Here is a 16075-nt window from a genome sequence, read left to right as displayed (position 1 = left end):
TCATGCCTGACGATGGCYGGCGCCGCTTTCTGGGCGGCGTACTAGGCACCGGCCTGCTTGGGCTGGCCGGCGAGACCGGCGCGGCCCCGGCCGCCCCGCCACTGCTTTGCCTGCTGACGCCCGAACTGATGGAAGGCCCCTTCTATATAGACCAGGCCCTGGTGCGCAGCGATATCCGCGACCACCGGCCCGGGATTCCGATGCGGCTGCGCCTGCTCGTGGTGGACAGCACGCGCAACTGCGCGCGGGTACCGGGCGCGGTGGCCAGCATCTGGCATTGCGATGCCGGCGGCGAGTACAGCGGATACGACCAGGCCAGCCTCCAGCCGCCCGGTGGGCCGCATGATGGCAATGGTCCTCCGCACGGTGGCGCCGCGGCGCCGGCGGAGCCGGGCGGCATGCATGTCGTGCCCGACAACAAGCTGCGTTTCCTGCGCGGCGTGCAGACCACCAGGGCCGACGGCAGCGCCCAGTTCCTCACCATCTACCCAGGCTGGTACGCGCCGCGCGCGGTGCATATCCACCTGAAGATCCATCTTGGCGAACAGCACGTCCTGACCACCCAGATGTTCTTCGACGACCGGGTCAGCCGGCTGGTGCACATGGGCCATCCGGCCTACCGCGCGCGCGGCGCCTCGCCGGTGTCGACGCGGCAGGACCCGATCGCCGGCGCGCATCCCGGCATCGTGCAGGTCCACCGGTCGGGCGATGCGACCCTGTTGCTGGAAGGCGAATTCGTGGTGGGGATCGCGCGGGCCTGATGCCGGCGGGGCAGAAAAGAACGCCCCCTGGCGCGCGAGCGCGGGGGCGTCGAAACAGGGAAGAAGTCGGGCATGCCGCCCGGCCACGCTCACTCCGAAGGGACGAAGCGGCGCGGCACCCGGACCAGTAAGGCAGTCCGGGCAATCGTGATGTTAGAAGGCCGGCCCGCTGCGATCTTGTCCCGCTTGTAGGCCAATGTATCGACTTTGTACAAAGCCGGCGCGCGTGCCGWGCGTGCGGCTCAGGACGCGGCGGTCTTGCCCGGCGTGCCGAGCAGTGCCTTGAGGCCGGCCAGGCGGTCCTTGGGGCTCATGGCGGGCGTGGCGTCCGCCGGCGCGGGCGCTTCCTCGAGCTTCATCTCGCCGATAAAGCGCGAAGGTTCGCAGGAGTAGGTGTCGCGCGCGCGCTTGCGCTTCTTGCACCAGCTGATGTGCAGGCTGCGCTGGGCGCGCGTGATGCCGACGTACATCAGGCGGCGCTCTTCCTCGATCTTCTCGTCGCCGAGGTCTTCGTCCTCGCGGCAATGCGGCAGGATGCCCTCTTCCACGCCGACCAGGAACACGTGCGGGTACTCCAGCCCCTTGGAGGCGTGCAGCGTGGACAGGCGCACCGCGTCGGGATCTTCCTCGCGGCCTTCGAGCATGCTCATCAGCGCCACGGTCTGGGTCAGCTCCAGCAGGTTCTTGCCTTCGTCGCCGAAGCCGTCGGCGGTGTCGAAGCCGGTGGCCTCGCCGCCCTCGGCGGCCTCGGGCTTGGTGCCCTTGCGCTTGAGCCAGTCGAGGAATTCGAGCGTGTTGGTCCAGCGCGACTGGGCCTGGCGCTCGTCGAACGTGTCGTACAGGTAGGCCTCGTAGTGGATGCCTTCCATCATGTCGTCGAGCACTTCGGTGGCGGGATCGCTGGCGGCGCGGCCGGCCAGGCGCACCATGGCTTCGCAGAACACGCGCAGCGGCTCGAGCTGGCGCGGCTGCAGCTTGCCTTCGATGCCGCCCATCATGGCCGCTTCGAACAGCGAGACCTTGGCCTGCCCGGCGAAGGTGCCCAGCACTTCCAGCGTGGCGTTGCCGACGCCGCGGCGCGGCGTGGTGATGGCGCGGATGAAGGCGGGATCATCGTCCGGATTGGCGATCAGGCGCAGGTAGGCGCAGATGTCCTTGATCTCGGCCTTGTCGAAGAAGCTCTGGCCGCCCGACAGCACATAGGGAATGCGCTCGCGCCGCAGGATCTGCTCGAACAGGCGCGCCTGGTGGTTGCCGCGGTAGAGGATGGCGTAGTCACGGAACTGCGCGCGCCGCTCGAACTTGTGCGCCGAGAGCCGGAACACCACCGACTCGGCTTCGTGCTCCTCGTCGTTCATCGGGTTGATGGCGATGGGGTCGCCCATGCCGTGCTCGCTCCACAGCTTCTTGTCGAACAGCTTCGGATTGTTGGAGATGACGGCGTTGGCGGCCTCCAGGATGCGCACGGTGGAGCGGTAGTTCTGCTCCAGCTTGACCACCTTGAGATCGGGGAAGTCGGTCTGCAGCAGGCGCAGGTTGTCCAGCGTGGCGCCGCGCCAGCCGTAGATGGCCTGGTCGTCGTCGCCCACCGCGGTGAAGGCCGGCGCGCGCAGGTGCGAGCCGCCGGCCAGCAGCTTGAGCAGCTGGTACTGGCAGGCGTTGGTGTCCTGGTATTCATCGACCAGGAAGTAGCGCAGGCGGTTCTGCCACTTCATGCGCACCGCTTCGTCGCGCGCGAACAGCTCGGCCGGCAGGCGGATCAGGTCGTCGAAATCCACCGCCTGGTAGGCGTTGAGCGTGGCCACGTAGTTGCGGTAGACCAGCGCGGCCTGGTGGTCGTCGGCGCTCTCGGCGGTGGCGATGGCGGTCTCTGGATCGACCATGCCGTTCTTCCACAGCGAGATGGTGCTCTGCACGCTGCGGATCAGCTTCTTGTCGGTGGTGGCGAGCTGCTCCTGCACCAGGCCGAAGCAGTCGTCCGAGTCCATGATGGAAAAGCGCGGCTTCAGCCCCACGTGCTCGGCCTCGGCGCGCAGGATCTGCACGCCGAGCGAGTGGAAGGTGCTGACCGTCATCTGCTTGAGCGGAATGCGGCGGCCCTCGCGCGTGGTCTTGCCTTCCATCAGCTTGGCGATACGCTCCTGCATCTCCTTGGCGGCCTTGTTGGTGAAGGTCACCGCGGCGATATGCTTGGGCTCGAACCCCTTGTCCTCGATCAGGTGCGCGATCTTCTGCGTGATCACCCGCGTCTTGCCCGAACCGGCGCCGGCCAGCACCAGGCAGGGGCCGTCGAGATAGCGGACGGCTTCGGATTGGGCGGGATTGAGTCCGTGGGTCATGCGTTTGGCGTGGTGGCGGAAGCGGATGGCGAAATGGCTGGCGAAGACGACGCGGCCAGGGCTGCCTGTGAAGACTGCGGCACCGGGGTGATGTCCCCGCAAGCGACAGCAGCCGCAGATGTTAACACGCCGGGTTGCCGGCCCCGGGGTGCCGGTGCCGTGCCGCGCGCCACGCGTTGACAAGCCACCGGGGCTGCCTGTAGAGTCGCGCCATCCGGCCGGGAGAGCGCGCAGATCTTGCGCCGCCGAAGGGGTATCACCCGAAAACTCTCAGGCACCATGGACTGGTCGGATCGGCTTGCAATATGCACACGATGCACGCCGTACTCTGGAGAGCGGCACCCGCCACGCGCGCAAGCGACGGCGAGCGTGCCCACCGAAGGGGCGCGCAGGGCACAGGTCCACCGGACCGCCTTGTAATCTCTCAGGTATCGAGGACAGAGGGGTCATCCGCCGCGGCGGATCTGGCAGCGCCATGGCGCGCCGGGTCTGGCGGCGGATGACCCTTTTTTCGTTTTCGAACCGAGATTTCCGCCTTCCCCCGAGGACTACATGACGCTCCAGGCCACGCCCCTCAATGCCATCCACCGCGCACTCGGCGCCCGCATGGTCGACTTCGGCGGCTGGGACATGCCGGTCAACTACGGCTCCCAGATCGAAGAACACAATGCCGTGCGCACCGACGCCGGCATGTTCGACGTCTCCCACATGTGCGTGGTCGACCTGGCCGGCGCCAATGTGCGCGCCTTCCTGCGCGGCCTGCTGGCCAACAATGTGGACAAGCTGCAGACGCCGGGCAAGGCACTTTATTCCTGCATGCTCGACGAGAGCGGCGGCGTCATCGACGACCTGATCGTCTACTTCTTCGCCGAGGACCGCTTCCGCCTGGTAGTCAATGCCAGCACCGCGACCGGCGATATCGAATGGATCACCGCGCGCAACGCCGCCACCGGCAGCGGCGTCACCATCACCCCGCGCCGCGGCGACAACGCCCCCGCGGGCGCCGCGCCGCTGGCCATCGTCGCCGTGCAGGGCCCGAACGCCCGCGCCAAGGTGTGGAGCGCCTTCCCCTCCACCCAGCCCAGCGAAGCCCTCAAGCCCTTCAACGCCATCGTGGTGCAGGATCCCGCCCTGGGCGAAGTCATGGTGGCGCGCACCGGCTACACCGGCGAGGATGGTTTCGAACTGGTGGTGCCGGCCGCGAACGTGGCCGGCCTGTGGGAGAAGCTGGTCGCTGCCGGCGTGCGCCCGGCCGGCCTCGGCGCGCGCGACACGCTGCGCCTGGAAGCCGGCATGAACCTGTACGGCCAGGACATGGATATCCACACCTCGCCGCTCAACGCCGGCCTGGCCTGGACCGTGGACCTGCAGAGCGAGCGCGACTTCACCGGCAAGGCGGCGCTCGTCGCCGGCGGCCAGACCCAGCAGTTTGTCGGCCTGATCCTGCGTGAAAAAGGCGGCGTGCTGCGGGCGCACCAGAAGGTGATCACCACTGCCGGCGACGGCGAGATCACCAGCGGCACCTTCAGCCCTTCGCTGTCCCTGTCCATCGCATTTGCCCGCCTGCCGCGCGACGTTGCCCTCGGCGCCGAGGTGCAGGTCGAGATCCGCGACCGCAAACTCGCCGCGACTGTGGTTAAACTGCCGTTTGTGCGCAATGGCAAGGCACTCGTGAGCTGAACGCTCGCACCGGTCACAGCGCGCCCGCCGGCGACGGATTGCCTCCGCCCGGCGGGCGCTGAAAAAACAAATTGAATCTGGAGAATCCCATGAATTTCCCCGCCGACCTGAAATACACCGAGTCCCATGAATGGGTGCGCGTCGAAGCCGACGGCACGCTGACCATCGGCATCACCGACCACGCGCAGGACGCGCTGGGCGACATCGTGTTCCTGGAGCTGCCGGAAGTGGGCAAGTCGGTCGGCGCAGGCGACGCGCTGGCGGTGGTGGAATCGGTCAAGGCCGCTTCCGACATCTACGCGCCGGTGGCCGGCGAAGTGATCGCCGTCAACGAAGCCGCCGTCGCCGCGCCGGAAAGCGTCAATGCCGACGCCTTCGATGCGTGGCTGTTCAAGCTCAAGCCGGCCAACAGCGACGACGTCAACGGCCTGATGTCGGTGGACGCCTACAAGGCCAACGTCGGCGCCTGACGCGACACCCTGCCGCTCCCGCGAGGCTTGCCTGCCACGGGAGCGGCGACTGAAGACTGATGCACGGCGGCGCGGCTGACCACCCGCCGCCCTGCGCCCAACGAGGTTCTTGCCATGAACGCCCCCCTGCCCATGAACGCAGCCAAAGGTGCCCGGCCCACGCTGGCCGAACTGGAGGCGCGCGACGCCTTTGCTTCCCGTCATATCGGCCCCGATGCCGCCGAGCAGCAACACATGCTCAAGGTACTCGGCTACGACAGCCGTGCCGCGCTGATCGACGCCGTCATTCCCGCCGCCATCCGCCGCCGCGACGGCATGCCGCTGGGCGAGTTCACCGAGCCGCTCACCGAGGAAGGCGCCCTGGCCAGGCTGCGCGGCCTGGCCAGCAAGAACCTGGTGCTCAAGAGCTTTATCGGCCAGGGCTACTACAACACGCTGACGCCCGGCGTCATCCTGCGCAATATCTTCGAGAACCCGGCCTGGTACACCGCCTACACGCCGTACCAGCCTGAAATCTCGCAAGGCCGCCTGGAAGCCATGCTGAACTTCCAGCAGATGGTCACCGACCTGACCGGCCTGGATATCGCCAACGCCTCGATGCTCGACGAAGGCACCGCCGCGGCCGAGGCCATGACGCTGCTGCAGCGGGTCAACAAGCACGCTTCCAACACCTTCTACGTGGCCGACGACGTGCTGCCGCAGACGCTGGAAGTGGTACGCACGCGCGCGCTGCCGCTGGGCATCGAAGTCAAGGTCGGCCCCGCGGCCGACGCTGCCGGCGCCCATGCCTTTGGCGTGCTGCTGCAGTACCCGGGCGTCAACGGTGACGTGGCCGACTACCGCGCCATCGCCGACGCCGTGCACGCCGCCGGCGGCCTGGTGGTGGCCGCCGCCGACCTGCTGGCGCTGACCCTGATCGCCGCGCCCGGCGAATGGGGCGCCGACGTGGCGGTGGGCAACTCGCAGCGTTTCGGCGTGCCGCTGGGCTTTGGCGGCCCGCACGCCGGCTACATGGCGGTCAAGGACGCGTTCAAGCGCTCCATGCCCGGCCGCCTGGTCGGCGTGACCATCGACGCGCAGGGCAACAAGGCTTATCGCCTGGCCCTGCAGACGCGCGAGCAGCATATCCGGCGCGAGAAGGCCACTTCCAATATCTGCACGGCGCAGGTGCTGCTGGCGGTGATGGCCTCGATGTACGCCGTGTACCACGGCCCGCAGGGCCTCAAGCGCATCGCCCAGCGCGTGCACCGCCTCGCCGCCACGCTGGCCGCAGGCCTGGAGGTGCTCGGCTACACCCGCACCAACGCGACCTTCTTCGACACGCTCACGCTGGTGACCGGCTTCAACACCGAGGCCATCCACGCGGCCGCCACCGCGCGCGGCATCAACCTGCGCCACGCCGGCGCCAACCGCATCGGCATCTCGCTGGACGAGACCACCTCGCGCGAAGACGTGATCGCGCTGTGGGAAATCTTCGCGCACGGCAAGCCGGTGCCCGGGTTCGACGCACTGGAAGCCGCCGCGCAGGACGCCTTCCCCGCGGCGCTTGCGCGCCAGAGCGCCTACCTGACCCACCCGGTCTTCAATACGCACCACGCCGAGCACGAGATGCTGCGCTACCTGCGCATGCTGGCCGACAAGGACCTGGCGCTGGACCGCACCATGATCCCGCTCGGTTCGTGCACGATGAAGCTCAACGCCACCAGCGAGATGATCCCGGTGACGTGGCCCGAGTTCAGCAAGATCCATCCGTTCGCGCCGCTGGACCAGACCGTGGGCTACCGCGAGATGATCGACCAGCTCGAAGCCATGCTGTGCGCGGCCACCGGCTACGCCGCGGTGAGCCTGCAGCCCAACGCCGGCTCGCAGGGCGAGTACGCGGGCCTGCTGATCATCCACGCGTATCACGCCAGCCGCGGCGAAAGCCATCGCGACATCTGCCTGATCCCCTCCTCCGCGCACGGCACCAACCCGGCCTCGGCGCAGATGGCCGGCATGAAGGTGGTGGTGGTGGCCTGCGACGAAGACGGCAACGTCGACCTCGCCGACCTGGCGAAGAAGGCCGAGCAGCACAGCCGCAACCTCGCCGCCATCATGATCACCTACCCGTCCACGCACGGCGTGTTCGAGCAGGGCGTGCAGCAGATCTGCGACATCGTGCACAAGCACGGCGGCCAGGTCTACGTGGACGGCGCCAACATGAACGCCATGGTCGGCACCGCCGCGCCCGGCCAGTTCGGCGGCGACGTCTCGCACCTGAACCTGCACAAGACCTTCTGCATCCCGCACGGCGGCGGCGGACCCGGCGTGGGCCCGGTGGCGGTCGGCGCGCACCTGGCGGACTTCCTGCCCAACCAGGACAGCGTGGGCTACCGCCGCGACGACAACGGCATCGGCGGCGTGTCCGCCGCGCCGTTCGGCTCGGCCAGCATCCTGCCGATCTCGTGGATGTACGTCGCCATGATGGGCTCGGCCGGCCTCACCGCCGCCACCGAGAACGCCATCCTCGCCGCCAACTACGTGGCGCGCCGCCTGTCGCCGCATTTCCCGGTGCTGTACACGGGCCAGCACGGCCTGGTCGCGCACGAGTGCATCCTGGACCTGCGCCCGCTGCAGAAGACCACCGGCATCTCCAACGAGGACGTGGCCAAGCGCCTGATGGACTACGGCTTCCACGCGCCGACCATGAGCTTCCCGGTGCCGGGCACGCTGATGATCGAGCCGACCGAGAGCGAGGCCCTGCACGAACTGGACCGCTTCATCGACGCCATGATCGCCATCCGCGCCGAGATCGCCCGCGTGGAGGACGGCAGCTTCGACCGCGAGGACAACCCGCTGAAGAACGCGCCGCACACTGCCGCCGTGATCACCGCCGACGCCTGGGAGCACAAGTACACGCGCCAGGAAGCCGCCTACCCGGTGGCCGCGCTGCGCACGCAGAAGTACTGGCCGCCGGTGGGCCGCGCCGACAACGTCTACGGCGACCGCAACCTGTTCTGCGCCTGCGTGCCGATGAGCGAGTACGCCGAAGAGTAAGCTGGCGGGAGCCGGGGCCTGTCCGCCGTTGCGGCAGCCCCCGGCGCTTGCGCCAACGCGCTATGCTCGGTGTGGTTGCCCGGCCACCCGGCCGCGCCCGGCAAACGGAGCACGCATGTGGAACCTCAGCGCCCCATGGTGGGAATTCGTCCTGCGCGGACTGATTGTCTACGGCAGCCTGCTGGTGCTGCTGCGGCTCTCCGGCAAGCGCCAGATCGGCCAGCTGACATCGCTCGACCTGGTGCTGCTGCTGGTGCTGTCCAACGCGGTGCAGAATTCGATGAATGCGGGCGACAACTCCGTCACCGCGGGCCTGATCCTTGCCGTGACGCTGGTCGGCGCCAATCTCGTGCTGGCCTGGCTGAGCTGGCGCAGCCGGCGTTTTGAGAATGTCGTGGAAGGCCGCCCGCAGGTCCTGATCCATGAAGGCCAGGTCTTTGCCGACGTGATGAAGCACGCCTACATCACCCGCGACGACCTGCACAAGGCATTGCGCCATGCCGGCTGCGAGCGCGTTGGCGATGTGCATTTCGCGATTCTCGAGAACGACGGCACCATCAGCGTGATGGTGAGGAAGGACGCCCCGCCCACTCCGCGCGACGCAGCCACCTCGCTGTGGCGCGCCCCCCTCAACAACGATAGCGACGCGCCGGTCTGACGCCGGTGGGTTGCAGATAGCCAAGATCCCCAGGAGCCTTGCCATGGCAGTCAGCGTCTTCGATCTGTTCAAGGTGGGCATCGGCCCTTCCAGTTCSCACACCGTCGGCCCGATGCGCGCCGCGCTGATGTTCGCCCAGGGCCTGGCACGTGATGGCCTGATGCCCCAGGTGGCCAGCGTGCGCGTCGAGCTGTACGGCTCGCTCGGCGCCACCGGCCGCGGCCACGGCACCGACAAGGGGGTCATCCTCGGCCTGCTGGGCGAAGCGCCCGACACCATCGACCCGGACACCATCGAGCTGCGCCTGGCCGCGCTGCGCGCCAGCCGCACGCTGTCGCTGCTGGGCGCGCACCCGGTGCCGTTCGTGGAGAAGGAGCACATCGTCTTCTACCGGCGCGAAGCCATGGCCGAGCATCCCAACGGCATGAAGTTCCATGCCTTCGATGCCGCCGGGCAGCCCTTGCGCGAGGGGCGCTACCTGTCGGTGGGCGGCGGCTTCGTCGTCACGGCGGGCGCGGCCAACACGCAGATCCTCGGTGCCGACCAGCAGTTGCCGCACCCGTTCCGCAGCGGACGCGCGATGCTGGAAATGGCGGCGGCCAGCAAGAAGAGCATCGCGCGCCTGATGATGGAAAACGAATGCGTGTGGCACAGCGAAGCCGATGTCAACGCCGGGCTGCTGCGCATCTGGGCCGTGATGCAGGCCTGCGTGGCGCGCGGCTGCCGCACCGACGGCGAGCTGCCGGGCCCGTTCAAGGTCAGGCGGCGTGCGCCCGAGCTGTTCCGCAACCTCACCGAGCATGCCGAGCGCGCGCTGGCCGATCCGCTCTCGGTGATGGACTGGGTCAACCTGTACGCCATCGCCGTGAACGAGGAGAACGCCGCCGGCGGCCGCGTGGTGACGGCGCCCACCAACGGCGCGGCCGGCATCATCCCGGCCGTGCTGCACTACTACGACCGCTTCGTGCCCGGGGCCAACCCGCAGGGCGTGATCGACTTCCTGCTGACGGCCGGCGCGATCGGCATGCTGTACAAGCTCAACGCCTCCATCTCCGGCGCCGAAGTGGGCTGCCAGGGCGAGGTCGGCGTGGCCTGCTCGATGGCCGCGGGCGCGCTTGCCGCCGTGATGGGCGGCACGCCGGAGCAGGTGGAGAACGCCGCCGAGATCGGCATGGAACATAACCTGGGCCTGACCTGCGACCCGGTCGGCGGGCTGGTGCAGATCCCGTGCATCGAGCGCAATGCAATGGCCTCGGTGAAGGCCGTCAACGCGGCGCGCATGGCGCTGCGCGGCGACGGCGCGCACTACGTGTCGCTCGATTCGGTGATCAAGACGATGCGCGAGACCGGCGCGGACATGAAGACGAAGTACAAGGAAACGGCGCGCGGCGGGCTGGCGGTGAATATCGTGGAGTGCTGAGCCGGCGCGCACCGGGGATCTGCCGCCGGGGCGGCAGGCGTGGCGGGCGGCGCGGTGCCGTCTCCAGTGCTTTCTGCTACGCTTGCCCGGCTTACAACCGAAACGGAGACCCGGCATGATCAAGATCAGCATCCTCTACCCGTACAGCAAGGACGGCAAGTTCGATTTCGACTATTACCGCACGCGCCACATGCCGCGCGCTGTCGAGCTGTACAGCGCGCAGCCGGGCTATCGTGGCGTGGCGGTGGAGCGCGGGCTGGGCGGCGGCGCTCCGGGATCCGATCCGGCCTATGCCGCGATGTGCCACTTCCTGTTCGACTCGCTGCCGGACTTCGTGGCCGCCTCCCGGGCCGCGGGAAAGGAACTGCAACAGGACATCCCCAACTACACTAATGCAGTGCCGGTAGTGCAGATCAGCGAAGTGGTGGACATCGCCTGAACCGGCGGACTGGTGCCGCGCGCGCCGCGGCGCTGTTTCTTGCATTCCCGATCCGACCGTGCCGTCGTGCAGACCGTCATGCAGACCTTCTACCAGCTGTTCGACGAGACCTCGTCAACCTTCACCTACCTGCTGATCGACGCCGCCACGCGCGAAGCCTTGCTGATCGACCCGGTCGACCGGCAGCTCGCGCGCGACATGGCTTGCCTGCAGGCCAGCGGCGCCCGGCTGGCGTGGGTGGTGGAAACACACGCGCACGCCGACCACATCACCTCCGCCGGCCATGTTGCGATGCAAACCGGCGCACACAGCGCGGCGCCGTCGGGCTGCGATATCCGTCCCGCGGAGAAACAGCTGATCGACGGCGACACGCTGCCGTTCGGCACGCAGGTGCTGCGCGCCATCCATACGCCCGGCCACACCGCCGGCAGCATGAGCTACCTGTGGGAAGAGGCCACGCCGGCCGGCCCGGTGCGACGCGTCTTCACCGGCGACGCGCTGCTGATCGACGGCTGCGGCCGCACCGATTTCCAGTCGGGCGACGCCGGCACCTTGTACGACAGCCTCACCCGCAAGCTCTTCACCCTGCCGGACGACACGCTGGTCTATCCCGCGCACGACTACAAGGGCCGCACGGCATCCACCATCGGTCACGAACGCCAGCACAACAGCCGCGTAGCCGGCCATACGCGCATCCAGTTCATCGAGATCATGAAGCAGCTCAACCTGCCCAGGCCGAAGCTGATCGACGTGGCAGTGCCGGCCAACCAGCGCCTGGGCCTGCGTGACGGTGACCACGTGCCGCACGGGGTCTAGGTCTAGCGGGCAATTGGGCAATTGGGCAAGCGGCCAACTGGCCGGAGGCAGCTGCGTGCCTCAGCTCGCCCAGCTGTCGCAGGTCTGCCGCACCGTCTCGCGCAGGCTGCGGGTGTCGGCATCGATCTGGCGCACGCGTTCGGCATCGCCGTTGCGGCTTTGCGCCAGCGCGCGGATATTGGCCAGCGCGTCGAGCGAGCCCAGCGCTTCTGCATGCGGCACCAGCGCGTCGCAGATCGTCACGATGTGATCGGCGATGGGCATGCGCGTCAGTTCGTTGGGATGCACGTACTCGCCTTCAAGGCCGAAGCGGCAGGCCTGGAAGCGATTGAAGGTATAGACCAGGTAATCGTCTTCCTGCGGCATGAACGGGCGCGACAGCAGCAGGTAGCGCGCCAGCGCCTGGATATAGGCGGCAATGTCGCACGCGCGCTGCACGGTCAGCGGCGTATCCATCACGCGGACTTCGATGGTGCCGAATTCCGGCTTGGGACGGATATCCCAGTAGAAATCCTTCATGCTCTCGATCACGCCCGTGGCGTGCATCTTCTCGAAGTAGGCGGTGAAGGCGTCCCAGGTGAGCAGGTGCGGTGCGCGCCCGCTCATGGGGAAGGCCGCCACGGAATTCAGCCGCGCCGAGGCGAAACCGGTATCCACGCCCTGCACGAACGGCGACGAAGCCGCCAGCGCGACGAAGTGCGGCACGTAGCGTCCGATCGCGTGCAGCAGGAACAGCGATTCGTCGGCGCTCGGGCAGCCGATATGCACGTGCTGGCCGAACACCGTGAACTGCTTGGCGAGGTAGCCGTACAGCTCGGAAATGTACTGGTAGCGAGGCGAATCCGAGATGGTGCGGTCGGCCCATTGCTGGAACGGGTGCGTGCCGCCGCCGCAGATGCCGAGGTTGAGCGAGCGCGAAGCGTCCACCATCAGGTCGCGCATGGTGCCGAGTTCATCCAGCGCCTGTGCATAACTGTGGCAGATGCCGGTACTGATCTCGATCATCGAGGGGCTGATCTCGGGCTTGATGTCGCCGGCATGCCGGGCGCCTTTCAGCGCACGCAGCAAGTCGGGCGCGAACGGCGCCAGGTCATAGTCATGACGGTTGACCAGCTGCAGCTCCAGCTCCACGCCAAAGGTCAGCGCTTCGGAGTGCTTGAACGGTTCGAGTGACATCAGCGGCCTCCTCCATTGCTTCTGACTTCGCCGGCGTAGCGAAGTGCCCAGGCGGCCAACGCCGGGCCGAGCAGTTGCTCGAGCGCCAGCGAGCACAGGATGATGGCGGCCAGCGGCTCGCCCGTGGACGGATAAAGGCGCGCCACGTCGCTCATCAGCAAGTAGGCCAGGCCCGACATGGGCGCCAGCGCCACCCCGAGCGCCACGCATTGCCTGAGGCTCAGGCCGGAGAACGAGCCCAGCGAGGCCACGCCGGCCAGCTTGGCCAGGTGGCGCAGCAGCACCAGCACCACCGCGGCGCCGCCGCCGATGGCCCAGTCATGTACGGTCAGCGGCAGGCCGAGCGACACCACCATCACGATGATCAGCAGGCTGCCGGCGCTGCCGAAATGGGCGGGCCATACGCGCGGCTGGCTGTCCTGGTGCTTGAACACCACACCGGCCAGCATCAGCGAGAGCGGCATCGACAGCTTGAGCACGCGCGTGAGGGCCAGCGTGAACAGCACCAGTCCCACCAGCACCAGGAAGCTGTAGTGATCGTCCGATGCCATGCGCGCATAGATGGCGTGGCCCAGCTTGCCCACGCCCCAGGCCAGCAGGCACGAGCCCAGCAGCAAATAGAGCGGGTGCAGCAGCGCGGCGCCCAGGTTGCCGTATTCGGAATGCAGCCACCCGGTGGCGAGCTGCACGATGGTCGCGGCGTAGATGCTGTTGAGCGCCGTCATGGCGAGTAGCCGCTCGGTCACCTGGCCCTCGGCACGCAGCTCGTTCTTGAGCTGGAGCACGATGGTGGGCGAGGTACTGACCGCGATGCCGCCGGCGAGGATGGCCACGGCGGGCGTCACGCCCATCCACTGCAGCGCGGCCGCCACCAGGCCCCATGTCAGCAGGCTCTCGAACGCGCTGGTAAACAGCAGCCAGCGGTTGGCCCGCAGCCAGCTCAGCGACAGCCGGTGCCCGAGCTCGAACAGCGCCAGCGCCAGCGCCATGTCGATCAGGATGCGCGTCTGCGCGATCATGTCCTCGTCCACGATGCCGCGGCCGAGCATGCCGGCGAGCAGGCCGGTGGCCGCATAGCCGACGATGCGCGGCAGCCGCAGGTACATGCGGCACACCTCGCCCGCCAGGCCCGCGCCCACCAGGGCAAGTCCGACCCAGAACAGCCCGCCCGGTGCCAGCGGCAGGCTTGGAAATAGTTGGCTCAATCCATTCATGGACTACATGGTAACGGAGCCACATGACATTCCGTGTCAGAGTTTGTCCGACAGCGCACCTAAGTTGCAGGGAACATGATGCGTACAGGCGTAAAAAAACGCCATCTGGTGCGATGGCGTTTTCTCGTGCCGGTCCGGCGGGTGGCTTGCTAGACGCCCCAGAACTTCCAGGCGGGCCGCGTGGCACGCAGGCCGGATTCCATGCGCGCGTACTGCGCGCGCATCCTGCCCTGGTCGGCGCCGGCGGCGCGGGCTTTCTCGAAATACGCCAGCGCGGTCTCGCGCTGCGCCAGCCCGAGCGCGGCCTCGACCGCGCCAAGATAAGCGTCGCCTTCCCAGCGGTCGCGCGCGGCAAAGGCCGCTTCGAAATCGGCCAGCGCCCCGGCGTACTGCTTTTCGCCGTTGCGGATCAGGCCGCGCTGCACGCGCGGCAGGGCCTGGTCCCACGCATCGCCTTCGGTCAGCGCGATGGCCTGCTCGAACAGCGGCAGCGCGCGCTCGGGCGCGCCCAGGTCACGCCAGATCAGGCCGAATTCGTTGCACAGCCAGGCGTCCTCGATCAGCAGCGCACGCCGTTGCAGCGCCTCGATCTCGGCCAGCGCATCGGTGCGGTCGTGCTGGTCCATGCCCGCGATGCCGTTGCGCAGCAGCCCGGCGAAATGCGCGCGCGCGTGCGCGAGTGCGTGGCCGGTCTGGCTGCGCTCCTCCACCGGCAAGGCATCGGCGCGGGCGTCCATGTGCGCAAGCGCATCGCGCGCCGCCGAGGTCACTTCGCTGCCGCCGATGCCCTTCCATGCATTCACCAGCCGGCTGAACACCCAGCCCACATTGGCCGGGTCGCGCTCGAGCGGGTAGCGGTTGAGCACGTCGCCGGCCACCTCGACCGCCTTCGCATGCTGGCCCGCGGCCACCAGGCAGTCGAGCAGGTCGATCCAGTGCTCGATGAATTCGCTGACCGCGATGCCTTTCTCGTGCAGCGCGATCCGTTCGGCGCGCAGGTCCGCGCCGTCCAGGCGCTGCGCCAGGTTGTGGCACAGCATCGAATAGAGATGCGGATCGGCATCGTCGTAGCCGCCCTCGCCGGTGGCGAAGTATTGCTCGAAGCGCGCCAGGCCGAGCCGGTATGCCGCGACCACGTGGGGCGCCAGCGCGGCCTCGGCTGCCGGCACGGCATCGATGAATTCGGCCAGCGCCACGCCGGCGTTGTAGTAGCCGGCCGCGTCGGTCGCGTTCTGCACGAAGGCAAAGCGCTGCCATGGCTGCTCTTCGCCGGCCTGGTGACGCCATTCCAGCTCGCGCACCTGGGCTTTCGGGTCCGGCACCTGGCGCTGATAAGTGGCGAAATCATCCCAGGCGCCCTCGAGGTCGCCGGCGCGGTAGCGCAGCGGCGCGCGGATGCGGCGGGCGTGGGGATGGTCGGGCTGCGCAGCCAGCACGATGCCCGCCTGCTCGGCGGCAAAGGCGTCGCCGGCGGCTTCGTCGAGTTCGAGCAGGTCGGGATTGTCCAGGCCGGCGCGCGCCAGGCAAAGGCGCAGCATCGGCTCGGCCTGCTCGCCGGCGGCGTTCACGTGGGCCAGCGCCTGGGCCAGGATCTCTTGCACGCCCAGGTCCGGCGCGCGGTACAGCAGGTCGTACCAATAGGCGCCGGCGCCGGCGAAATCACCCAGCCGGCAACGCACRAGTCCCGCGTGCAGCCGGGCGCTCCATTCGCCGGAAGACAGGCCGTTGCGCAGCGCCGCCTCGTCCAGCCAGGGCTGCGCCTCCTGGAAGCGCTCCATGCTCGTGAGCAACATGCCGTAGCGGTGCGCGATCACACCGCGCGATGACCAGCGGTGCGCGGGATGCAGGTTCAGTCCGGGCAGCTTGGCCAGCGCCGCATCGAGCACGGCGAAGGCTTGCTGGGCATCGCCGCGGTCGAAGTGCAGGCGCGCCCGCAGGCAATCGAAATCCACCACCTGCGGCTGCGCCTGCGAGAGCTGGTCGAGAATGACCAGCGCCTCGTCGTAGCGCTCGGCATTGGCTAGCTCGATGGCGTGGTCGTAACTGACTTCCTGCACGGACACGGA

Annotated in this window: 12 protein-coding genes and 2 riboswitches; of the genes, 8 read left to right on the top strand and 4 right to left on the bottom strand. The window is 68.3% G+C overall.

What is annotated here, in order from left to right; translation table 11 throughout:
- Nucleotides 1-2: 2 nt before the first annotated feature.
- Nucleotides 3-761, top strand: a complete 759-nt coding sequence (locus AC1DK4_RS25415) for a peptidase associated/transthyretin-like domain-containing protein (RefSeq protein WP_477131851.1) — start codon at nucleotides 3-5, stop codon at nucleotides 759-761.
- Nucleotides 762-1003: 242 nt separating this feature from the next.
- Here the strand turns inward: AC1DK4_RS25415 and AC1DK4_RS25410 are convergent, their stop codons facing one another.
- Entirely contained in the window at nucleotides 1004-3100 is a 2097-nt protein-coding gene (locus AC1DK4_RS25410) for a UvrD-helicase domain-containing protein (protein WP_441612908.1), read from the bottom strand.
- 209 nt (nucleotides 3101-3309) lie between these two features.
- A riboswitch (glycine riboswitch) is annotated at nucleotides 3310-3397 on the top strand.
- 21 nt (nucleotides 3398-3418) lie between these two features.
- Nucleotides 3419-3551: riboswitch (glycine riboswitch) on the top strand.
- A 101-nt stretch (nucleotides 3552-3652) separates the two neighbouring features.
- Here AC1DK4_RS25410 and gcvT point away from each other — a divergent pair.
- The 7 genes from gcvT to AC1DK4_RS25375 all read left to right on the top strand — a co-directional run bounded on the left by gcvT (nucleotide 3653) and on the right by AC1DK4_RS25375 (nucleotide 11619).
- On the top strand, nucleotides 3653-4780 hold the full coding sequence (gene gcvT, locus AC1DK4_RS25405) for a glycine cleavage system aminomethyltransferase GcvT (RefSeq protein ID WP_441612907.1): 1128 nt from the start codon (nucleotides 3653-3655) through the stop codon (nucleotides 4778-4780).
- 89 nt (nucleotides 4781-4869) lie between these two features.
- The gene (gene gcvH, locus AC1DK4_RS25400) at nucleotides 4870-5250 is read left to right on the top strand and encodes a glycine cleavage system protein GcvH (RefSeq protein WP_441612906.1); all 381 of its coding nucleotides are present in this window, start codon (nucleotides 4870-4872) and stop codon (nucleotides 5248-5250) included.
- Between the two features lie 114 nt (nucleotides 5251-5364).
- Nucleotides 5365-8286: an aminomethyl-transferring glycine dehydrogenase gene (gene gcvP / locus AC1DK4_RS25395; RefSeq protein ID WP_441612905.1), complete on the top strand. Its 2922-nt coding sequence runs from the start codon at nucleotides 5365-5367 to the stop codon at nucleotides 8284-8286.
- 115 nt (nucleotides 8287-8401) lie between these two features.
- A complete protein-coding gene (locus AC1DK4_RS25390; protein WP_441612904.1) occupies nucleotides 8402-8944 on the top strand; it encodes a DUF421 domain-containing protein in 543 nt (180 codons plus the stop codon).
- A gap of 43 nt (nucleotides 8945-8987) precedes the next feature.
- The gene (locus tag AC1DK4_RS25385; protein WP_441612903.1) at nucleotides 8988-10364 is read left to right on the top strand and encodes an L-serine ammonia-lyase; all 1377 of its coding nucleotides are present in this window, start codon (nucleotides 8988-8990) and stop codon (nucleotides 10362-10364) included.
- A gap of 115 nt (nucleotides 10365-10479) precedes the next feature.
- Nucleotides 10480-10803 (top strand): EthD family reductase, encoded by a 324-nt coding sequence (locus AC1DK4_RS25380; protein WP_441612902.1) that lies wholly within the window; start codon nucleotides 10480-10482, stop codon nucleotides 10801-10803.
- 78 nt (nucleotides 10804-10881) lie between these two features.
- Entirely contained in the window at nucleotides 10882-11619 is a 738-nt protein-coding gene (locus tag AC1DK4_RS25375) for an MBL fold metallo-hydrolase (protein WP_441613051.1), read from the top strand.
- Nucleotides 11620-11679: 60 nt separating this feature from the next.
- Here AC1DK4_RS25375 and AC1DK4_RS25370 read toward each other — a convergent pair whose 3' ends face one another.
- The 3 genes from AC1DK4_RS25370 to AC1DK4_RS25360 form a co-directional block, all read right to left on the bottom strand.
- Entirely contained in the window at nucleotides 11680-12795 is a 1116-nt protein-coding gene (locus AC1DK4_RS25370; protein WP_441612901.1) for a YbdK family carboxylate-amine ligase, read from the bottom strand.
- Nucleotides 12795-14009, bottom strand: coding sequence for a cation:proton antiporter (locus AC1DK4_RS25365; protein ID WP_441612900.1), 1215 nt, complete (start codon nucleotides 14007-14009; stop codon nucleotides 12795-12797). The genes AC1DK4_RS25370 and AC1DK4_RS25365 overlap by 1 nt, the downstream gene beginning before the upstream one ends.
- Nucleotides 14010-14158: 149 nt before the next feature.
- Nucleotides 14159-16072 carry a hypothetical protein gene (locus AC1DK4_RS25360; protein WP_441612899.1) on the bottom strand — a complete coding sequence of 638 codons (1914 nt, stop codon included), beginning with the start codon at nucleotides 16070-16072 and terminating at the stop codon, nucleotides 14159-14161.
- Between the last annotated feature and the right edge of the window lie 3 nt (nucleotides 16073-16075).

The organism is Cupriavidus sp. 05N38, assembly GCF_056397345.1.
The sequence above is the reverse complement of the archived record's forward strand: the minus strand, read 5'-3'. Positions and strand labels throughout refer to the sequence as shown.